The sequence below is a fragment of the Nocardioides yefusunii genome (genome assembly GCF_004014875.1).
GTDB lineage: Bacteria > Actinomycetota > Actinomycetes > Propionibacteriales > Nocardioidaceae > Nocardioides > Nocardioides yefusunii.
This window is the reverse complement of sequence record NZ_CP034929.1, coordinates 3,116,912-3,136,800: the sequence shown is the minus strand read 5'-3', so window position 1 is coordinate 3,136,800 and position 19,889 is coordinate 3,116,912. Positions and strand designations below refer to the sequence as shown.

18 protein-coding genes, 2 tRNA genes and 1 other RNA gene are annotated in these 19,889 nt (G+C 69.9%); 14 read left to right on the top strand and 7 right to left on the bottom strand.

The features are described from left to right. Positions 1-13: 13 nt before the first annotated feature. Positions 14-460, bottom strand: a complete 447-nt coding sequence (locus EOV43_RS14465) for a hypothetical protein (protein WP_128221913.1) — start codon at positions 458-460, stop codon at positions 14-16. A gap of 194 nt (positions 461-654) precedes the next feature. On the opposite strand from EOV43_RS14465, the gene EOV43_RS14460 reads away from it, so the two are divergent. After that, positions 655-742: transfer RNA gene (locus tag EOV43_RS14460), tRNA-Ser, on the top strand. Positions 743-805: 63 nt separating this feature from the next. Here EOV43_RS14460 and EOV43_RS14455 read toward each other — a convergent pair. Further along, a complete protein-coding gene (locus tag EOV43_RS14455; RefSeq protein ID WP_128221912.1) occupies positions 806-1,120 on the bottom strand; it encodes a hypothetical protein in 315 nt (104 codons plus the stop codon). 101 nt (positions 1,121-1,221) lie between these two features. Between EOV43_RS14455 and EOV43_RS14450 the strand changes: the two genes are divergently transcribed. Together EOV43_RS14450 and EOV43_RS14445 are read left to right on the top strand one after the other, a co-directional pair. Further along, positions 1,222-2,127 (top strand): AAA family ATPase, encoded by a 906-nt coding sequence (locus EOV43_RS14450; protein ID WP_128221911.1) that lies wholly within the window; start codon positions 1,222-1,224, stop codon positions 2,125-2,127. A gap of 1 nt (position 2,128) precedes the next feature. After that, entirely contained in the window at positions 2,129-3,556 is a 1,428-nt protein-coding gene (locus EOV43_RS14445) for a vWA domain-containing protein (protein ID WP_128221910.1), read from the top strand. A 30-nt stretch (positions 3,557-3,586) separates the two neighbouring features. On the opposite strand, the gene EOV43_RS14440 is transcribed toward EOV43_RS14445, so the two are convergent. After that, positions 3,587-4,141: a LytR C-terminal domain-containing protein gene (locus EOV43_RS14440; RefSeq protein WP_128221909.1), complete on the bottom strand. Its 555-nt coding sequence runs from the start codon at positions 4,139-4,141 to the stop codon at positions 3,587-3,589. After that, on the bottom strand, positions 4,138-4,470 hold the full coding sequence (locus EOV43_RS14435) for a type II toxin-antitoxin system VapB family antitoxin (protein ID WP_128221908.1): 333 nt from the start codon (positions 4,468-4,470) through the stop codon (positions 4,138-4,140). The genes EOV43_RS14440 and EOV43_RS14435 overlap by 4 nt, the downstream gene beginning before the upstream one ends. Positions 4,471-4,549: 79 nt before the next feature. Between EOV43_RS14435 and EOV43_RS14430 the strand changes: the two genes are divergently transcribed. After that, complete coding sequence (locus EOV43_RS14430) at positions 4,550-6,214, top strand: helicase HerA-like domain-containing protein (protein WP_128221907.1); 1,665 nt, start codon at positions 4,550-4,552, stop codon at positions 6,212-6,214. 15 nt (positions 6,215-6,229) lie between these two features. Here the strand turns inward: EOV43_RS14430 and EOV43_RS14425 are convergent, their stop codons facing one another. Continuing rightward, positions 6,230-6,886 (bottom strand): hypothetical protein, encoded by a 657-nt coding sequence (locus EOV43_RS14425; protein ID WP_128221906.1) that lies wholly within the window; start codon positions 6,884-6,886, stop codon positions 6,230-6,232. A 76-nt stretch (positions 6,887-6,962) separates the two neighbouring features. Further along, positions 6,963-10,646, bottom strand: coding sequence for a type VII secretion protein EccCa (gene eccCa / locus EOV43_RS14420; protein WP_164878652.1), 3,684 nt, complete (start codon positions 10,644-10,646; stop codon positions 6,963-6,965). A 298-nt stretch (positions 10,647-10,944) separates the two neighbouring features. Between eccCa and EOV43_RS14415 the strand changes: the two genes are divergently transcribed. From EOV43_RS14415 to EOV43_RS14400, 4 genes are read left to right on the top strand one after another with little or no spacing between them, the layout of a single operon-like run. Further along, the gene (locus EOV43_RS14415) at positions 10,945-11,274 is read left to right on the top strand and encodes a WXG100 family type VII secretion target (RefSeq protein WP_128221904.1); all 330 of its coding nucleotides are present in this window, start codon (positions 10,945-10,947) and stop codon (positions 11,272-11,274) included. Positions 11,275-11,285: 11 nt separating this feature from the next. Then, positions 11,286-11,579, top strand: coding sequence for a WXG100 family type VII secretion target (locus tag EOV43_RS14410; protein WP_164878653.1), 294 nt, complete (start codon positions 11,286-11,288; stop codon positions 11,577-11,579). A gap of 22 nt (positions 11,580-11,601) precedes the next feature. Further along, positions 11,602-12,969, top strand: a complete 1,368-nt coding sequence (locus tag EOV43_RS14405; RefSeq protein ID WP_164878654.1) for an EsaB/YukD family protein — start codon at positions 11,602-11,604, stop codon at positions 12,967-12,969. After that, entirely contained in the window at positions 12,966-13,193 is a 228-nt protein-coding gene (locus EOV43_RS14400; RefSeq protein ID WP_128221901.1) for a hypothetical protein, read from the top strand. Before EOV43_RS14405 ends, EOV43_RS14400 begins: the two co-directional genes overlap by 4 nt. A gap of 81 nt (positions 13,194-13,274) precedes the next feature. Here the strand turns inward: EOV43_RS14400 and EOV43_RS14395 are convergent. Beyond that, positions 13,275-13,362, bottom strand: a tRNA-Ser gene (locus EOV43_RS14395). Positions 13,363-13,559: 197 nt separating this feature from the next. Here EOV43_RS14395 and ffs point away from each other — a divergent pair. The 6 genes from ffs (at position 13,560) to EOV43_RS14365 (ending at position 19,667) form a co-directional block, all read left to right on the top strand. Continuing rightward, positions 13,560-13,649, top strand: an RNA gene (gene ffs / locus EOV43_RS14390) — signal recognition particle sRNA small type. 77 nt (positions 13,650-13,726) lie between these two features. Beyond that, complete coding sequence (locus EOV43_RS14385) at positions 13,727-16,057, top strand: DNA polymerase III subunit gamma and tau (RefSeq protein ID WP_128221900.1); 2,331 nt, start codon at positions 13,727-13,729, stop codon at positions 16,055-16,057. 72 nt (positions 16,058-16,129) lie between these two features. Then, on the top strand, positions 16,130-16,480 hold the full coding sequence (locus EOV43_RS14380; RefSeq protein ID WP_128221899.1) for a YbaB/EbfC family nucleoid-associated protein: 351 nt from the start codon (positions 16,130-16,132) through the stop codon (positions 16,478-16,480). 4 nt (positions 16,481-16,484) lie between these two features. Next, positions 16,485-17,093 (top strand): recombination mediator RecR, encoded by a 609-nt coding sequence (gene recR / locus EOV43_RS14375; RefSeq protein ID WP_128221898.1) that lies wholly within the window; start codon positions 16,485-16,487, stop codon positions 17,091-17,093. 259 nt (positions 17,094-17,352) lie between these two features. After that, positions 17,353-18,630 carry an aspartate kinase gene (locus tag EOV43_RS14370; RefSeq protein WP_128221897.1) on the top strand — a complete coding sequence of 426 codons (1,278 nt, stop codon included), beginning with the start codon at positions 17,353-17,355 and terminating at the stop codon, positions 18,628-18,630. Continuing rightward, complete coding sequence (locus EOV43_RS14365; protein ID WP_128221896.1) at positions 18,627-19,667, top strand: aspartate-semialdehyde dehydrogenase; 1,041 nt, start codon at positions 18,627-18,629, stop codon at positions 19,665-19,667. The genes EOV43_RS14370 and EOV43_RS14365 overlap by 4 nt, the downstream gene beginning before the upstream one ends. Positions 19,668-19,889 lie beyond the last annotated feature (222 nt).

The window sequence follows — 19,889 nt, the reverse complement described above, 5'->3', positions numbered from 1 at the left end:
AGCAGCGGGTCGATCAGCCCAGCTTGCGCAGGCCGTGGGCACGGTTGAGGTGCTCGGCGACCGTGTGGGTGAACTCGTTGCTGTTCACGTGCAGCGCACCCAGAGCGAGGGTGGTCGTGCCGCCGTCACGCAGGCGCAGGGTCACGCAGGGGACACCGTCGAGCTCGGTGGCCACCATGTCCTCGACCGCGCGCCAGTGGGCGTTCTGCACGCCGATGTTGCGCAGGCGACGGACCTGGTAGCCGTCCTCGGTGAGGCGGACCACCCACGAGTTGCTCCACGCCATCAGACCGACCATCGCGACGACCACGAGGATCACCGGAACGATCAGCGCGGCGCTGTGGAGATCTGCCACGGCGACCAGCAGCGTGGCCACGGCGACGAGCACGGCACCACCCAGCATGGTCAGGCCGAGCAGGCGGGCGGTCAGGGCAGGCGAGAGGCGGTAGTCGGACGTCACGCCGCCGATTCTCCCAGACCGCCGAGGTGCCGACGCAAAAGCCGGACCGTCGTCGATTCCGGGGAGCTCTCTCCTCTCGGCTGGCTGGCCGGGACGACCACTGCAGGGAGATGTCCTGCGGCTCCTTGGAGCGGTCCGTCGTCATCTGGGGCCCGAGTCTGCCTAAACTGGTCCCTGCGTCCGCGAGGGCGCGAGGAGGAGTGCCGGAGCGGCCGATCGGAACCGCCTTGAAAGCGGTCGTGGGGCAACCCACCGCGGGTTCAAATCCCGCCTCCTCTGCCAATGCACGAGCCCCCGCCCTCCAGCAGGAGGACAGGGGCTCGTGTGCGTTGCGGGGGAGAGGACTCAGTCCTCGTCCTCGTCGCCCTCTTCGATGGCTTCCTCGAGGAACTCCGCAGCGACGCGCAGGAGCTGCGCGGCGATCTCGGGGTCCAGGCCACCGATCAGGATCTTCAGACCCTTGTCGGCCGGGAGGTCGAAGTCCCACTCGTCTGCCTCGTCCTCGGCAGAGATGCCGTTGGACAGGTCGACGAGCTCCAGGTGGATGCCGGGGCGGTCGTCGCTGATGACAGCGGTGTGCTCGGCAGTCTCCTCGACCAGCATCTGGGCTGCGATCGAGACGACCTGGTCTTCTTCTTCGTGCACGTGCTCGTTGCTCATGTGGGTCTCTCTTCTCTCGACACTCGACTCCGGGAACGAGCCTATCCCCGGACTCCACGACTGCACTGTTCCCGTGGGAGATGGCCTCTAGAGTCACCCCCATGACGCAGGCATGGTTCACCTCTCCGCAGGACGTCGTCGACCGTTTGGGTGCCGTCGGATACCTCGCCGACGCCGCCACCGCGACGAGTGTCTTCCTGGCCGGGGCGCTGGAGAAGCCGCTCCTGGTGGAGGGCCCCGCGGGTGTCGGCAAGACCGAACTGGCCAAGGCGGTCGCTCGGGCCACCGACGCCGAACTGGTGCGGTTGCAGTGCTACGAGGGGCTCGACGAGTCCCGAGCGCTGTACGAGTGGAACTACAAGAAGCAACTCCTGCGGATCCAGGCCACCGGGCAGTCCACCGGCACCGGCGCGGGGGACGGGGCCGGTGAGGGCTGGGACGCCACCCACGACGACATCTTCTCCGAGGAGTTCCTGCTGACGCGGCCGCTGCTCACCGCGATCCGACGCGACGACCCCACCGTGCTGCTGATCGACGAGGTCGACAAGACCGACGTCGAGTTCGAGGGCCTGCTGCTGGAGGTCCTCAGCGACTTCCAGGTGACCGTCCCCGAGCTCGGCACCGTCACCGCGACCCGCAAGCCGTTCGTCCTGCTCACCTCCAACGCCGCGCGTGAGCTGTCGGAGGCGGTGAAGCGTCGTTGTCTCTACCTGCACCTCGACTACCCCGAACTGGAGCGCGAACGCGAGATCGTCGCCCGAGCCGTCCCCGGACTGGACGACGCCGTGGTGGGCGAGGTCGTCGAGGTGGTGTCGCGTCTGCGTGGCCTCGACCTGAAGAAGTCGCCCTCGATCGCGGAGTCCATCGACTGGGCGCGCACTCTGGTGGCGCTCGAGATCGACCACCTCGACGCCGAGACAGCGACGGCGACGTTGGGCGTCGTCCTCAAGCACGTCTCCGACCAGAAGCGTGCGGTGACGGAGCTGAAGTCGCGCCGGAGGCTCTGAGATGGCGCTCCTGGACCGGCACGTCTCGTTCGTGCAGGCGCTGCGCGACGCCGGACTGCAGGTCTCGCTGGCGGAGGGCCTCGACGCGGTCGCGGCGTTGCGGACCGTCGGGCTGGCCGATCGGGAGACGCTGCGGGCGGCGTACGCCGCGGCGGTGGTGAAGCGGCAGTCCCAGCGCATCACCTTCGACGAACTCTTCGACCTGTGGTTCCCGCGGATGCTGGGCGACGGCGTGGCGGCGGCCTCCTTCGTCGACGACCGGGGACGTCTCGACTCCCCGGCACAGCTCGACGACGTGAGGGACCGGATCGCCCGTGCCATGGAGACAGAGCTCGACGCCCGTGACGGCGGCGCCGACGGTGACGGTGACGGCGACCCGCACGGATCGGGGAGCGGTCAGGACGGACTGCGTGACCTCGCCGTCGAGGCGGTGGCCCGCTTCGGCCGCATGCCCGGACGTGCGCCCGGACAGCAGGGGTGGTCGGGTCACAACACGATGCGTCGGGTCAACGGCCACGATCTCGTCCGCCGGATCGTCGAGGCAATGACCGCACAGGGACGCCCCGCCCACGAGGCCCGCGCGTCGGCGGAAGCAGTGCTGGCGAGGTTCGACGCCTACGTGAAGGAGGACGTCATGCGTCGCCTCGCCGCCGAACGTCCCCCTGCTGACCTGGCGCGCACCACCGTGCGGCCCACCATCGACAAGCTCGACTTCGCCGCCGCCCGTACTGAGGACCTCGACGAGATGCGTCGGGCATTGGCTCCTCTGGCTCGTCAGCTCGCGGTCCGGCTCACCAAGGAACAGCACTCCCGACGACGCGGCCAACTCGACTTCCGACGCACCGTGCGGGCCTCGATGGCCACCGGCGGGGTCCCCGTCGTCACCCACCACCGCCCGCGTCGGCCGCACCGGACCGAACTGGTGGTGCTGTGCGACGTCAGCGGATCGGTCGCGAAGTTCGCGCAGTTCACGCTGATGTTGGTCTTCGCGCTGCGCGAGCAGTTCACCGGAGTGCGAGCGTTCACGTTCGTCGACGACGTCACCGAGGTCACCGACGTGTTCCGTCCCGGCGCCGACCCCGTCGAGGTGCTCGCCGACCTGGCGGCCCGGTCGGCGCACGCAGCGAGGTTCGGACGCACCAACTACGGGGCGGCGTTCGGCCACTTCCTGGAGCGTCACCCCGACGCGCTCGGACCGCGCTCGACGCTGCTCGTGCTCGGCGACGCGCGCTCCAACTACGCCGATCTCAACGAACAGGCGTTGGCGACGATGGTCGACGTGGCCAAGCGCGCGTTCTGGCTCAACCCCGAGCACCCCCGGCACTGGGGAAGCGGGGACTCGGCAGCGTTCACCTACGGCGAGGTGTTGCCGATGACGGAGTGCCGCAACCTGGGGCAGTTGGGGGAGTTCGTCCACGACCTCGTCTGAGGCGTGCCGCACGGGACGTGGACAGGTGGGTCAGCTGGCCGAGGTGGGGGAGTCCACCAGCGAGGCGTGACCGGGAGGCGTGCAGATCGTGCCGGGGCTGGTCGCGACGAAGCTGTCAGGGGCCTTGTTGGCGGTGCGCAGCGAGGCTTCGTTGCCGATCACGACGATCACGCCGGGGCCGAGGTCCTCGGTGCCCTTCTTCGGGCCCTCGACGATCTTGGCGTTGCGGAACTGACCAGCGACCAGCTGGACGCCCGGGTTCGCCGGGTTGGCGGCCCAGATCTGGACGCCGCGCTTGATCTTCTTGGGGGCGTTGCCGCCCTCGCCGCGCACGAATCCGCGTTCCACCAGGTCGGCGAGGGTGCGGGAGGCCAGACCGGCCTTCGACGAGCCGTTGTAGACGCTGACCGTCACCTGGTCGGCGAAGATCTCCTCGTTGGCCTCGACCTTCGTCTTCACGCAGACCGGGATTTCCTCCTGCTCGGGCAGGGGGGCGGTCAGTGCGGTCCAGCCGATGGCTCCACCACCCAGGACGAGCCCCGCCAGTGCGGTGAGGGTCAGCGCGGAACGGCTGCGGGGGGTCATCGGTTCTCCTGGGCGTGCGGAGGCGCGTCGGGGGCGCCGTCGAGGTCGTGGATGCGGGCGTGCAGGACGGTGCGTTGGTGCAGGGCGGTGCGCAGCGCCCGGTGCAGGCCGTCCTCGAGGTACAGGTCGCCGCGCCAACGCACGACGTGGGCGAACAGGTCGCCGTAGAACGTGGAGTCCTCGTCGAGCAGGGTGTCGAGCTTGAGGGTGTCCTTGACGGTGACCAGCTGGTCCAGACGGACCTGGCTGGGAGGGATCGCTGCCCACTGGCGCGACGTCAGGGCGTGCTCGGGGTACGGCCGACCGTCCCCCACCCGCTTGAAGATCACTGTGTGAGTGTAACGAGCCCGGGAGCGGCATGCCCCGAAGTGACTGCCGCTGGGTTCCGTGCCTCGCTAGGGTGCCGTCATGGAGGACTCGACGACCCCGGTCAGCAGCACGCCCGAACCCACTGCTCCGCCTGCGCTTGCGGAGCAGCACCCTGTGGTCGCCGAGGTGAGCAAGGGGTACGCCTTCGAGGGGCCGGCCGTCGAGGTCGGGGCGTTGCTGCTCGACGCCGACACGATCGTTCCGCAGGCGCAGGTGCGGATCCCGCTGGGCATGTTCAACCGGCACGGGCTGGTGGCCGGAGCCACCGGAACCGGCAAGACGGTGACGCTGCAGCTCCTCGTCGAACAGCTCTCCCGCAACGGTGTGCCGGTGCTGGCCGCGGACGTCAAGGGCGATCTGTCGGGGTTGAGCGTCGCCGGTGACGGCGGCGAGAAGCTGCTGGCGCGGACGTCGAAGATCGGGCAGGAGTGGGTCGGGGACTCGTTCCCGGTGGAGTACTACGCGATCGGCGGCGACGGGGTGGGCGTGCCGTTGCGCGTCACGATGTCGGCCTTCGGTCCGGTGCTGCTCTCCAAGGTCCTCGACCTCAACGACACCCAGGAGTCGAGCCTGGGGCTGGTCTTCCACTGGGCGGACCAGAAGGGTCTGCCGCTGCTCGACCTCGCCGACCTGCGCAGTGTGTTCACCTACCTGCTGGGCGAGGGCAAGGAGGAGCTCAAGGGCCTGGGCGGTCTCTCCACGGCGACGGCCGGGGTGATCCTGCGGGAGCTCGTGGCGCTGGAGGCCCAGGGCGCGGACGCGTTCTTCGGGGAACCGGAGTTCGACTCCGCCGACCTCGTCCGCCTCACCGACGACGGCCGCGGCATCGTCTCGTTGGTCGAACTCCCGACGTTGGCCAGCCGTCCGGCGGTCTTCTCGACGTTCCTGATGTGGCTGCTCGCCGACCTCTTCCACGACCTGCCCGAGGTCGGCGACCTCGACCGCCCCAAGCTGGTCTTCTTCTTCGACGAGGCGCACCTGCTGTTCCGTGACGCCTCCAAGGGGTTCCTGGACCAGGTCGCGCAGACGGTGCGGTTGATCCGGTCCAAGGGCGTCGGCGTCTTCTTCGTGACCCAGAACCCCACCGATGTGCCCGACGAGGTCCTGGCCCAGCTCGGGTCGCGGATCCAGCACCAGCTGCGGGCCCACACGCCCAACGACGCCAAGGCGCTCAAGGCGACCGTCAACACCTACCCGACGACGTCGTACGGGGACCTCGGCAACGTGATCACCTCCCTCGGCATCGGTGAGGCCGTGGTGACGGTGATGAACGAACGGGGTGCCCCGACGCCAGTGGCGTGGACGAGGTTGCGGGCACCGCAGTCCCGGATGGGAGCTGCGGCCCCGGAGACGATGGCTGCGACGGTCGCCGCGAGTGCGCAGCAGGCCAAGTACGGCACCGAGGTGGACCGCGAGTCCGCCCACGAGATCCTCACCGCCAAGCTCGAGGAAGGCGCGAAGGCGGCTCAGGCGGAGGCCGAGGCGAAGCAGGCTGCGAAGGACGCCGCCCAGGCGGAGAAGGACGCCGCGAAGGTCGAGCGGGAAGCAGCGAAGAAGGCCCCCGCCTCCCGGCGGAGGACCGCCAAGGAGGACGAGGGCCTGATCGACCAGGTGGTCGGATCCGCACCGTTCAAGGACTTCATGAAGACCGCTGCGCGGGAGATCGCCCGGGGGATGTTCGGGTCCGGGCGACGACGTCGCTGACCGAGGAGCCCAGATTCACTTGCCGACGACGACGTGTCCGGTGCGGTAGTCCTTGACGTTCCCGCTGAGGTACGCGTAGCCCGTGTTCTCGCGAAGAAGCCTGAACTGGTGTACAGGCTGGCCGGGGGAGGTGAAGGTGAAGGTGCCGAGGTCGTCCTCCAGGGCGGATGGGTCGTAGGAGGCGCCTCCGAGGTAACCGACGGAGTCGAGTTCGAAGGAGAGGTTCTTCGAACCAGCAAAGGGTCCAGCAGTGAAGACGAACTTCGAGCAGAGGTGGCTGCCGGGTGACATAGGTTCTTGGCGGTCAGTGGTCCATCCGTTGACGTTTCCTGTCACGCCGCCGTAGATCTGCGTTCCCGCGCGGTTCGTGTTGAGCTCGAGGGTGGCGATGGCGCCATCGGCGATCACATCGGCGGGCGGAACGATCGTGAACCGGAGGACGAAGTAGGCAAGGCTGTCGCTGCGCATGCCGTCGAGGCCGCCGCGCCAGGAGTTGCTGCTGATGGTCCACGTCGGTGTTGGCGTTGAGGAACCCGGGCTCGTGGCGAAGGCGGGCGTTGCAGAAGCCACCGTCACGGCGGGAATCGCCCACGCTGCGGTCCGCAGGGCGGTACGACGCGTGGGTGCGTCAGGCTGGTCGGAGTTGGTGATGGCGGTGCGGTGATCGTGCACGAGTCCCCCCCAGAGGTACGTACCTAGAATTGATGAGACCTTCACCGTAGGGAGTGACTTGCCAGTAGTGCGGCTTTCAATGATGTCGGTGGGCAGAGGTCTGGACCGGTAGTTGTGCCCTGGCCTCGGTGCCCCCGGTCGCCCACACTGATGCGCGACCCGCTGGCATGCCCGTCAGACTGATCCGTGTCGCCCCCAGATCGCCCAGGAGCCCCACCAGACGGTCCGGTGCGCGGTGCGGCGAGGTCCGGGCAGCCACGATCACCGTCAACCCGAACGACTCCGCCCGGGCCAACAGCGGCGTCAACGGCGTCAGGTCGCCACCGAGGTCCCGCAGCAGTTCGAGGTCGTCGACCGCCACCAGGACCGGAACCGGCGGCGTCTCGGCCTCAGGGGCTCGCCGCAACAGGTGCTCGGCAACAGCCCTGACCACCGAGGACGCTTCGGTAGCCGTGGTTGCGTGATCCAGTAGGTGGGCGTCCTCGACCACGCCGTCCAGGGTGCCCCGCGGGTCGAGGAGCACTACCTGCCCGGACGGCACCGCCTGCATCCACTCCGCCACCAGATGGCGCACCGAGGTGGTCCGCCCAGACCCCACCGGCCCCTGGACGACGAGGTGTCGTCCGGCAGCCGTACTGATCGTGCGCCCTGCCTCGTCCACCCCGAGTCGGAGAACGCCGGGAGCGGGAGCGGTCAGGTCGGCCGGCGTCACCGTCTCGGGCAGCTCCCTGAGACGCTCCGGGAGCGGGCCGTGCCAGTGGTGCGCGACTGCCCTGCACGTCACCTCCACCGGTGGGGCGGTGTGCTCGCCGGCGAAGAGGCGCGGATGCGCCAACCGTGTCGTGACAGCCCCGGAACCACCCGGATCGGCCGCGATCCCACGTCCGGGCAGGTCGACCGGAACCACGGCGGCGGCACGCCTGTCCACCACCGACTCGTAGGCATCACCCAGACGCAGTTCGAGCCGCGACCCCACGACGTCGAGGAAGGCCGGGCGGAGTTCGCTCCAGCGCACCGCGGTGACGACCAGATGCACCCCGGCGCCGAGTGCCCGCGCTGCTAGGTGCACGAGACGTCGTTCGAGGTCGTCGTGCTCGGCGCGCAGCACACCCCATCCGTCGATCACCAGGAACACCTCAGGCTCGATCTCACGGGGCAGCCCCTCGGCACGACGGCGCTCACGCTCCTCGACGACTCCCTCCACCACGTCGACCACACGTGGCAGCAGATCCGCACTGTCCCGGGTGACGTGGGAGACCACGTGCGGCAGGAGCGCCAACGGGCTCAACGACCCACCGCCGAGATCGACCAGGTGCAGGTGCGCCTCGGCCGGGGTCCGTGCCAGGGCCAACGCCGAGACCAACGTCTGCACAGCGGTGCTGCGTCCCGAACGGGGAGCCCCGACCACCGCGACATGCCCTCGAGGCCCGGTGAGGTCGAGCCCCAGGGCGTCGTGGCGCTGCATCCGCGGACGGTCGACCAGACCGACCGGGAGTCGGAGGCCGCCCTGACTGCGCAGGCGCGGGGAGTGCAGACCCAGGTCGGGGTCGACCGTCACGTCGGGCGTCAGACTCCCCAGATCGACGGTGAAGTCCAGCGGCGGAAGCCAGATCCGTCGAGCGGGAGCGAGATCGGCTGCGGCGTCGTGCAGATGTGAGAGCAACTGCTCGCCCAGCGTGGTTCGGTCCAGGGTCGTCCGATCCTGCTGCGGTGCGCACACGTCCAGGAGAGGAGCCGAGTGGCTGCTCGGTCGGGTCAACGCAGTCAGCACCTCGACTCGAGGCCGGGGACCTCGCGCCGGGGAAGCGTCGGGGGCCGGAGCACCCAGATGCACCGCGTCGAACCGGACCGGGGCCTCGGCACCGCTGCGGAAGAGACCCACGCCGGGGCGTCGCGGCAGTTCATGGGCGTCGGGAACGCCGATCGCGGCGCGGGACTCCGAGGCGGAGAAGGTGCGCAACGCGATCCGGTACGACAGGTGTGCCTCCAACGCGTGCAGTCGGCCCTCGTCCAGACGCTGCGAGGCCAGCAGCAGGTGGATTCCCAAGGACCGGCCCAGACGGCCCACGGCGGTGAACAGCTCCACGAACTCCGGCCGGGCGGCCAGCAGTTCGGAGAACTCGTCGACGCAGACGAACAGATGTGGCAACGGTTCCAGTTCAGCGCCGGCGGCGCGTGCAGCGCGGTAGTCGGTGACGTTGGGGAAGCCGGTGGCGTGCAGCAGCTCCTGACGCCGTTCCATCTCCCCGCCGACAGCGTCCTGCATCCGGTCCACCAGCCCGACGGCCCCGGAGAGGTTGGTGACGCAGGCGGCGACGTGGGGCAGGGCGTCGAGGTCGCTGAACGTCGCGCCTCCCTTGAAGTCCACCAGCACCAGTGCGACGTCCTCGGGCAGGTGGGTGGTCACGATCCCCATCACCAGCGTGCGCAGGAACTCCGACTTGCCCGAGCCGGTCGCGCCGACCAGCAGACCGTGCGGCCCGTGGCCACCGTGCGCGGACTCCTTGAGGTCCAGATGCACCGGGTCGCCCGCGGGGGTGTGAGCCACCAGCACCGTCAACAGGTCGTGGCGGGGTCGGGTGACCAGGTCGACCTGCATCGCGGCAGGGGTGTGGGCCGGGGGCGCTGCGGGAGCGCCCCGGGACGCGAGCCGACGTGCCACCGCGGTAGCGAGGGCCGGGCTGCAACGGTCCGGGACGAGGGCGTTCACCCCGTCGACGTCGGGGACGGCCTGCGCGAGACGGGTCCCCGAGGCTGTGGTGATCCGCAGGCTCCGGGACTCGGGGGTGACCGGTCTGGGGCCGGTGACGAGCGTCGTCCGGTCGATCCTCTGTGCCGGAACTTCGGGCAGGTGGGCGCGGGCGTCGACGAGGACGAGGTGACGTCCCGGCGGGCGAGCCGCGATCAGGGGCTCAGCCTCGAGGTCGAGGAGGACGTCGCCGGTGCTGAGGTCGCGGGCGTGCGGCAGCCACTTGAGCCAGTCCCACCGGGGAAGGGCCTCGGCGTCGGTCATCACGGCGACCGCGACCTCGGCGGGGGAGAGGCGCGCGCTCTGCAGGACGAGGGCTCGTAGCGTGTCGTCGCGGTCGGGAACATCGACGACGAGCTGGTCCACGGAGGCGAGGTCCACCACCACGGGCATGGCGTCCACGCTGTCGTGCGCCGCCTCGAACCGCTCGGTCGCGCGACGGCAGACGGGGTCGACGACGCCGGGAGCGGGCGGGTCGACGAGCACTGTGGTGGGTGCGCGGCGGGTGCTGAGCCCGAGGCGCACCTGCAGGGCCGACCCACGAGCGGCGTCCTGCGGGTCGGTGTGTGGGACGGCGTGCGGGACGGTGTGCGGGACGGTGTGCAGCGCGGCGGGTGCCGGCCAGACACGTCGCTGTTCGTCCGCCTGATGACGACGCCGCTCCCGGAGGTCCTGCCCGCGTGCGGCCAGGAGCCGCAGGTGCTCCTCGCGGGCCCGGCTCACGACGCGGGCGCGTTGGGTGCGCTGGCGGGTCACCTGGACGAGCACCATCAGTCCGGCCGAGACCAGCACCGACCCGGCCATCAACAGCGCCCGTGACGCACTCCCACCCGGTGCCACACCCATCACCATCGCCACCGAGCCCAGCGCACCGGTGAGTGGCATCAGCACCGTCAGGTTGGCACCAGCCTCCGGCTCGGGCAGAACCGGAGCTGACGGCAGCAGCACCTCTTCGGTCGGCAGGGCGCGCGCGGACGTCGTCTCGGGGTCTTCGACATGGGCGACGCTCACGGGTGTCTCCTCTCCTGACCTGCGGAAAGGAGCAGGCGGACGTGACCGTACGGCGGTGCTGTCGTGGAGTGTGGAGGTCGGCGGGAGACCTGTGGACGAGCCTCGCGGAGGCCGTGCGACGCAGTCCTGTGCACAACTCGTGGCCGGATCTGCTCGCGGTTCTCCACAGATTCCGGCGACCCCACGCCGCGCGCCCCACGAGTCCGTCCCGCCGCTCCAGAGTGGGCGTCGTGCCCCGACGCGGGACACACCTCACGTGCACCACGACAGCCGCAGCAGGCGGCGAAGGAGAGTGAAGATGAGCGACGCCAGCCGGTCCGCGAACCAGGTCAGCGCCACAGCAGGGGCGCTGGCCACCGCCACCCAGCACGTCGAGTCGGCCCGCGCCGACGTCACCAGCCTCTGCACCACCCTCGGCAGCCAGATCGAAGGCATCGGCAGCCGCTGGGCCGGCGAAGGCGCCCGCGCCTTCCACCAGGTCCACCAGACCTGGCAGCAGAAGCAGAACCGCCTCGTGAGTGCCCTCGACGACTTCGCCGAGTCCCTCACCCAGACCGACCGCGACAACCTGGCCACCGACGCAGCGCGCGCGGAGGTCTCCCAGCGCCTGCTCGCCCGCCTCGGATGAAGGAGAACAGCATGAGTTTCGACGGAATCATGGTCGACCACGGCAGCCTCGACCAGGCCAGCGCCGACCTCGGGTCGGCCGCCCGCAAGATCCGCTCCCGACTCGACGAACTGGAGAGCCAGCTGGCGCCCCTCGCCGAACAGTGGAGCGGTGAGGCACGCGAGTCCTACGCGACCGCCAAGCGCACCTGGGACCAGGCCCTCGCCGAGATGGTCACCCTCCTGAGCGACGTCTCGCTGGCCGTGGCCGACTCCAATGACGCCTTCCGTGCGGCGGACCGACGTGGCGCAGCCCGCTTCAGCTGAGACCGCCGGGACGCAGACGCAGGTGGCCCTCCTCGCGGGCCACCTGCGTCTCGACCTCGCGGTCCCCGCACACCTCCCACTGCTCGAGGTCATCCCCGACCTCGTGGCCCTGGCGCGCCGGGCCGGGGCCGACGTCACCGGTGATCTGGGCGGTGACGTGGGCGCTGAGATGGGCGCCGACGTCACGCTCGTCGAGGTGGGCGGACAGCGGCTCCGGCCCGACGCCACCCTGGCCGAGCAGGACGTCCGCGACGGGGCGCTGCTGGTGCTCGACGCCGCCCACGCCCCGATCCCGCTGACGTTGCACCACGACCTGGTCGGCGCAGTCGCCGACGTCGTCGAACGACGTCACGTCCAGGTGGACGACCGGGTCCGGCGCACGGCCGCGCGCGCCGCGACGACAGCCCTGGGACTTGTGCTGGCGCTGGTCCTCGTCGCCGGAGCCGGGGGCGGGGGCGGAGTTCTCGGGGCCCTGGCGGCGCTGACGGTCGCCGTCGTTGCCGCGGTGCTCCTGCGCAGGCGGGAGGAGCCCACGGGCGGCGGGAAAGAGGCCGGCGACACGGCAGTGGCACTGGTGCTGCACCTCGTCTTCGCCCCGGTCGCCGGACTGCTCTGGGGATGGACGTGGGCGCTGCGGGCCGGGGGAGACCCGGTCGTCGCCGGCTGGTGCGGGGCAGCGGTGGGAGGTGCGCTCAGCGTGCTGGTGCTGTCGTGGGCAGAGGCCGGACGTCGGGAGTGGGCGCTCGTGCCAGCCGTGGTGCTGGTTGTCTCCGGCAGCGCGGCCGCCGCGGGACGCCTCGAGGTGGGCGGAGTGTCGCTGGGCTGGGCCGACGCGCTCTCGGCGGTGGTCGTGCTGTGCGTGCTTGCCGTCGCCCCGTTGGTCTCGGCGTTGGTACAGGCGGTCGCGGTGCGAGGAGCGCCGGAGGATCCGCGTCCGGTGCAGATGGCCGAACTGTCCGTGCGGATCGACAGCGCTGTGCGCTGCGTCCTCGCGCTCGACGTCGCCGTGATGCTCCTCATCGCCTGCGTGACTCCGATCTGGATGACGCGAGGCGCTGTCGGAGTGGGCGTCTGGGGCAGCGTCGTCCTGCTGCTGTGGGCCCGTACGCGGGGGGAACGACTGCAGGTGAGGCACCGCTGGGGGCTCGTCGGAGTCGGCGTCCTCGTGCTCTGGGGCGTGGTGCAGTGGTGCGCCGTGGGGGCGACAGGACTGACGACGACGGCGATGACGGTCGTGGCTGGACTGGCGTTGGCGGGGTCCTGGCTCGCGACCGTCTGGTCGAGCGGCTGGTCCCGCCGTCCGGTGGCGATCGGTGAGCGGCTGCTGCGCCTCGCCCTGCCGTCGTTGTGGCTGCTCAGCAGTGGGCTGTTGCCAAGGTGGCCGCGGTGACGGGACCTGGGAGCGGGGCGTCGTCGTCGGACCTGGTCGCGGCGTCGCGCTGGGTGCGCGCGCAGGTGGTCTCGACGCTCTTCGCCTCGCCCGACGCCGGTGTGGACGCCACGCCGTTGAGCCGGTCGGGTTGGATCGCCGGTCCACTGCTGGCACTCGTCGTGGTTGCGGTGGTGCTGTGGGGAGACGCCGGGCTCGACTGGATGCGAGCACGGTTCCGGTGACTGCTCGGCCTGACTGGCTCTGAGCGTTCCGCGTCGTGAAATGACTGAAGGCCCCGGCGAACCGGGGCCTTCAGCCTCACATGGCGGAGGTAGAGGGATTCGAACCCTCGAGGGCTTTCACCCAACACGGTTTCCAACCGAGCGCCATAGGCCACTAGGCGATACCTCCGAGAAGAACGTTACCCAAAGGGTGCCGTCGACGGAAATCCACCCCCCTTGGTCGAGTGATCCCGAGTCGTCCAGTGCCGGTTCCAGGGCCTTGGTGGACGCTGGGGAGCCTCGCCGGGGAGGGGCGTCAGAAGAACCGTTCGTCCCGATCGGTGACTCGCTTTGTCGCTGCCCCCACCCCTGACCTATGCTTCACGCAACCCCCCGTGCGGCGGTATCTCACTGAATCCCCCAGGGCCGGAAGGCAGCAAGGGCAGGTGGGCTCTACCGGGTGCACGGGGGGCCTTTGCATTTCCTGACACCTTCCCCGCGTCTGCGCGCCGATCAGGTGGGTGGTTGTCGGTGCTGGTGGTTAGGGTTCAGGCGTGGACTCACCCCTCGCTCTCTACCGGCGCTATCGCCCGGAGACGTTCTCCCAGGTCATCGGCCAGGACCACGTCACCGACCCGCTGCGCAACGCCTTGGCGAACGACCGGGTCAACCATGCCTACTTGTTCTCCGGCCCGCGCGGCTGTGGCAAGACGACGTCGGCACGCATCCTTGCCCGCACGCTGAACTGCGCCCAGGCCCCGACGGCAGAGCCGTGCGGTGTCTGCGACTCCTGCGTCGACCTCGCGACCGGCGGCCGCGGATCGATCGACGTCATCGAGATCGACGCCGCCTCGCACGGTGGTGTGGACGACGCCCGTGACCTGCGCGAGAAGGCGTACTTCGCGCCCGTCCGGGACCGCTACAAGATCTACATCATCGACGAAGCGCACATGGTGACCAACCAGGGCTTCAACGCGCTGCTGAAGCTGGTCGAGGAGCCCCCGCCGCACCTCCGCTTCATCTTTGCGACCACCGAGCCGGAGAAGGTCATCCCGACCATCCGCTCGCGCACCCACCACTACCCGTTCCGGCTGATCCCGCCCCGGATGCTCTCGGACTACGTCGCCGAGCTCTGCGGCCGTGAAGGCGTCGCGATCGAGCCTGCTGCCGTGCCGCTCGTCGTGCGTGCCGGTGCTGGTTCGGCCCGAGACACCCTGTCGGTGCTCGACCAGCTGATCGGCGGCTCCGGCCCTGACGGCGTCACCCATGCACTGGCCGTCGCGCTCCTGGGCTTCACGCCTGACGCCCTGCTCGACGAGATCGTCGACGCGTTCGCCGCCTCCGACGGCAACGCGGTCTTCCGCGTCGTCGACAAGGTCATCGAGTCCGGTCAGGACCCGCGCCGTTTCGCCGAGGACCTGCTCCGCCGCCTCCGCGACCTCGTCGTCGTGGCCGCTGTGCCAGACGCTCCGTTCACCGGACTGATCGACTGCCCCCAGGACCAGGGCGAGCGCCTCGTCGCGCAGGCATCCGGCTTCGGCAAGGCCGACCTGTCGCGGGCAGCTGATCTGCTCGCGTCGGGTCTGATGGACATGAAGGGTGCGGTCTCGCCGCGCCTGCTCCTCGAACTCATCTGCGCTCGGGTGCTGCTGCCGGCCGCCGACCACAGCTCCGACGGCGTCCAGGCCCGCCTCGACCGTGTCGAGAAGCGTCAGGCGATGGGCGGTGGGATGCCGATGGCATCCGCGCCCGCTGTTGCCCCTGCCCCTTCTCCGGTCGCCCCTGCCCCGGTCGCCCCTGCCCCGGTCGCCCCTGCACCGGTTGCTGCGACGCCGGCACCGGCCGTCCAGGCTCCCGTCCAGCAGGCTCCTGCTCCGGTCGCTCAGGCGCCCGTTGCTCCCGTGGCCCAGGCGCCGGTCCAGCAGGCACCCGCGCCGGTTCAGCAGGCTCCCAGCCCGGCTGCCGAGCCCGAGGGGTGGGGACGTCCGCGGGCCGCAGCCCCGGCGCCCGCCGCTGTTCAGGCGCAGGAAGCCGCCGCGTCGGCACCGAGGGCCTCGCTCACGCTGGGTGACGTGCGACGTCTGTGGCCCGCCGTCGTCGACGCCACGAAGTCGCGTCGTCGTCTGGCCTGGATGCTGCTGACCGCCAACGCGCAGGTCAGCAGCGTCGACGGCAACACCGTCACGGTCGGGTTCAACAACGCCGGTGCGCGTGAGTCCTTCGTGAAGGGCGGCAACGACGAGATCCTGCGCCAGTGCGCGATCGACGTCGCCGGTGTGGAGTGGAAGATCGAGTGCGTCGTCGACAACGGCGCCACGCCGCCGGGTTCTGCGGCAGCGAGCCACACCGTCGTGCAGCAGGCTGTGACGCCCGTCGTCCAGCAGCAAGCTCCCGCTCCGGTGCAGCAGGCTCCCGCCCCGGTGCAGCAGGCTCCGGTCCAGCAGCAGGCACCTCAGGCAGCACCTCAGGCAGCACCTCAGGCGGCACCCCAGGCGGCAGCGCCGGCGCCCGCCCAGGCGCACGCACCGGACTGGGCCCCGCCGTTCAACGACGTCCCGCCGCCGGACTGGGACGCCGCGCCCCCGCCGGAGGACCCCTACGACTCCGGTCCGCCGTCCGGCTACGGCCAGCCCACGGCTGCCGCTCCCCAGCAGGCCCCCCAGCAGGCACAGCCGGGCGGTCGCGGTGCGCTCGAACGTGCCCGTGAGGCGATCCAACAGACTCGCACCGGCGACATGCCGGCGCAGGCCGAGGACGACAGTGCCCTCGCCGACGCCGCGGTCAGCCTCGACGATGTGAAGGTCGACGAGTCCGGCATGGACTCCACCGAGCTGCTCAAGCGCACGCTCGGCGCCCGCGTGATCGACGAGATCCCGCACTCCTGACCCGGCCGGGACGCACCCGCGTCCCGCGTCCCCCCGCACGTCCCACCCATCCCACCTCAACCGGAGGAACCCATGTCCCAGAACCCGTTCGAGGCACTCGGCGGCGCAGGCGGCTTCGACATGAACGCCCTGCTGGCCCAGGCCCAGGAGATGCAGGCACAGCTCACCGACGCGCACGAGAAGCTGCAGGCTGCTCGGTTCACCGGTGCCGCTGGCGGTCAGGTGACCGTCGAGATCGCAGGTTCCGGTGAGCTCACCGGCGTCACCATCGCCCCCGGTGCGTTCGACGGCACCTCGGCCGACGACCTCGAGGTCCTCGGCGACCTCGTCGTCGCCGCCTACCGCGACGCGAAGGCCAAGGCCGACGTCGAGGCCCAGGCCTCCCTCGGCCCGATGGCCGGCGGCATCCCCGGACTGGGCTGACGTCTTGTACGAAGGTGTCGTCCAGGACCTGATCGACGAACTCGGTCGGCTCCCCGGCGTCGGGCCCAAGAGCGCCCAGCGCATCGCTTTCCACATCCTCCAGGCCGAACCGGAGGAGGTGCAGCGCCTCGCCGACGTCCTCACGGTCGTGAAGCAGAAGGTGAAGTTCTGCACGATCTGCTTCAACGTCTCCGAGGACGCCCAGTGCCGCATCTGCCGTGACCCGCGTCGCGACCCGAGCGTGCTGTGCGTCGTCGAGGAGTACAAGGACGTCGTCGCGATCGAACGCACCCGTGAGTTCAAGGGCCGCTACCACGTGCTCGGCGGAGCGATCTCCCCGATTGACGGCGTGGGTCCCGAGCAGCTGCACGTGCGGGAACTGATGATGCGTCTGGCCGACGGCTCGGTCACCGAGGTCATCCTGGCCACCGACCCCAACCTCGAGGGCGAGGCCACCGCGACCTACCTGACCCGGATGCTCTCGCCGCTGGGCCTGCGGGTCACGCGTCTGGCCTCCGGTCTCCCGGTGGGTGGCGACCTGGAGTACGCCGACGAGGTGACGCTCGGTCGCGCGTTCGCCGGACGTCGCTCTGCTGACGGCAGCGAGGGCTGAGCGCCGACGGCAGCGACCTGACCCTGGAACGACACCCGCGAGGCCCCGTACGTGACACGTTCGGGGCCTCTTGCGTCGTGATGTGACATTCCCGAGGCGTGCTCGCGATACTCCTGTGACAGAAGTGACGTGGTGGACGTCTCGTCGTGCCCGGTGAGATCGGCCGAAGGCCAGAAAACATGCCCGGTTAGACTTTCATCCGTCGAGTCGACACGCCGTGTCGACTGTCTCCAGCGATACAGATCAGGTGGTACCTCGCGTGGGCATTGTCGTGCAGAAGTACGGAGGCTCCTCCGTCGCCGACGCAGCCGGGATCAAGCGGGTCGCCCAGCGGATCGTCAACACCAAGAAGGCAGGCAACGACGTCGTCGTCGTCGTCTCTGCCATGGGTGACACCACGGACGAACTGCGCGACCTCGCCGAACAGGTCAGCCCGCTCCCGCCGCCGCGTGAGCTCGACATGCTGCTCACCGCGGGTGAGCGCATCTCGATGGCCCTCGTGGCCATGGCGATCGAGCAGCTCGGTTACAAGGCTCAGTCCTTCACCGGCTCGCAGGCGGGCGTCATCACGACCGCCGAGCACGGCAAGGCGAAGATCCTCGGCATCAAGCCGGGTCGCATCGAGCACGCCATCGAAGAGGGCGCGATCGCGATCGTCGCCGGCTTCCAGGGTGTCTCCCAGCAGACCAAGGACGTCACGACGCTCGGTCGCGGTGCCTCCGACACCACCGCAGTCGCTCTGGCCGCCGCTCTCGGCGCCGACTTCTGCGAGATCTACTCCGACGTCGACGGTGTCTTCACCGCCGACCCGCGCATCGTCCCGTCCGCGCGCAAGCTCGACAAGGTCTCCTACGAGGAGATGCTCGAGATGGCTGCGTCCGGCGCGAAGATCCTGCACCTGCGCTGCGTCGAGTACGCCCGCCGGTACAACATGCCCGTCCACGTGCGCTCGTCCTTCTCCACGAAGGAAGGCACCTGGATTCTGCCCGCTTCCTCCACCGAGAACGAGGGAACCATGGAACAGGCCATCATCTCCGGCGTCGCCCACGACAGCTCGCAGGCCAAGATCACCGTCGTCGGCGTCCCCGACAAGATCGGTGAGGCCGCGCGCATCTTCGAGTCCCTCGCCGAGACCGGCGTGAACATCGACATGGTCGTGCAGAACGTCTCCGCCGCCGCCACCGGCCGCACCGACATCTCCTTCACCCTCCCCAAGGAGGACGGTCAGGTCGCGATGAGCGCGCTGGCCAAGCTGGAGTCGGCCATCGGCTACGAGCGTCTGCTCTTCGCCGACACCATCGGCAAGGTCTCCGTCATCGGTGCCGGCATGCGTTCCTTCCCCGGCATCACTGCGAAGTTCTTCGCTGCGCTGGCTGGTTCGGGCATCAACATCGACATGATCTCCACCTCCGAGATCCGCATCTCCGTCATCGTTTCCGACGCTGACCTCGTGAACGCCGTCCAGGCTGCGCACACCGCGTTCGGTCTCGACGCGGACGAGGTCGAGGCCGTGGTCTACGGCGGTACCGGCCGATGACCGCGATCGGAATCGTCGGCGCCACCGGTCAGGTCGGCGTCGCCATGCGACAGATCCTGGAGCAGCGGAACTTCCCCGCCACCCAGGTGCGTTTCTTCGCCTCGGCCCGCTCGGCCGGCAAGGTGCTCGAGTTCCAGGGCAAGGAGGTCGTCGTCGAGGACGTGGCCACCGCTGACCCGACCGGTCTCGACATCGCTCTGTTCTCCGCCGGTGCCACCACCTCGCGTGCCCAGGCCCAGCGCTTCGTCGACGCCGGCGTCATCGTCGTCGACAACTCCTCGGCCTTCCGCAAGATCGACGAGATCCCGCTGGTGGTCTCCGAGGTCAACCCGCACGCCTTCGCCGGCGTCGTCGAGGCTGGTCGCGGCATCATCGCGAACCCCAACTGCACCACCATGGCCGCGATGCCGGTCCTGAAGGTGCTGCACGAGGCCGCCGGTCTCGAGCGTCTCATCGTCTCCACCTACCAGGCCGTCTCCGGCTCCGGTGTGGCTGGCGTCGAGGCCCTCGCCTCCGGTGTCGAGTCGATCGAGGACCCGCGTCCGCTGGCCTACGACGGCCGCGCGGTCGAGTTCGGTGAGCCCGCTCCGTACGTCGAGACCATCGCGTACAACGTGCTCCCGTTCGCCGGAAACCTCGTCGAGGACGGCCTCAACGAGACCGACGAGGAGCAGAAGCTCCGCAACGAGTCCCGCAAGATCCTCGAGATCCCGAACCTCAAGGTCTCCGGTCTCTGCGTGCGCGTCCCCGTCTTCTCGGGTCACTCGCTCGCGATCAACGCCGAGTTCTCCAAGGGCATCACGCCCGACGAGGCCCGCGAGCTCCTCAAGGACGCCCCGGGCGTCGCGCTCGAGGAGATCCCGACCCCGCGCAAGGCTGCCGGCCAGGACCCGTCCTACGTCGGTCGCATCCGTCAGGACGAGGGCGTCGAGGACAACCGCGGTCTCGCGCTGTTCATCAGCAACGACAACCTGCGCAAGGGCGCTGCACTCAACACCGTGCAGATCGCCGAGCAGCTCGTGGCCGCCCAGGCCTGAGCGTCTCGTGTGCGGCGCTGTGGCCGCTGAGCGTGGTACGAACGGCGGTCCTCTTCGGAGGGCCGCCGTTCGGCGTTCTCCGGGGCCCTGGGCGCGTTCAGAGCGCCCGCCGCTGCCCGCCGGACGTCATAGGAATCGTGGGGTGGAGCCCTTGATCTTTATGACGTCCCGGGGTTGCCCCTGCGGGACGTCATAAAGATCAAGGCCCATGGGCCCGGATTC

Bases quoted from the DNA above. Each gene is read 5' to 3' on its own strand.
- EOV43_RS14380 (WP_128221899.1), top strand. From the start codon at position 16,130: ATGTCCCAGAACCCGTTCGAGGCACTCGGCGGCGCAGGCGGCTTCGAC.
- EOV43_RS14415 (WP_128221904.1), top strand. From the start codon at position 10,945: ATGAGCGACGCCAGCCGGTCCGCGAACCAGGTCAGCGCCACAGCAGGG.
- EOV43_RS14365 (WP_128221896.1), top strand. From the start codon at position 18,627: ATGACCGCGATCGGAATCGTCGGCGCCACCGGTCAGGTCGGCGTCGCC.
- EOV43_RS14445 (WP_128221910.1), top strand. From the start codon at position 2,129: ATGGCGCTCCTGGACCGGCACGTCTCGTTCGTGCAGGCGCTGCGCGAC.
- EOV43_RS14440 (WP_128221909.1), bottom strand. From the start codon at position 4,141: ATGACCCCCCGCAGCCGTTCCGCGCTGACCCTCACCGCACTGGCGGGG.
- EOV43_RS14450 (WP_128221911.1), top strand. From the start codon at position 1,222: ATGACGCAGGCATGGTTCACCTCTCCGCAGGACGTCGTCGACCGTTTG.
- EOV43_RS14410 (WP_164878653.1), top strand. From the start codon at position 11,286: ATGAGTTTCGACGGAATCATGGTCGACCACGGCAGCCTCGACCAGGCC.
- EOV43_RS14455 (WP_128221912.1), bottom strand. From the start codon at position 1,120: ATGAGCAACGAGCACGTGCACGAAGAAGAAGACCAGGTCGTCTCGATC.
- EOV43_RS14430 (WP_128221907.1), top strand. From the start codon at position 4,550: ATGGAGGACTCGACGACCCCGGTCAGCAGCACGCCCGAACCCACTGCT.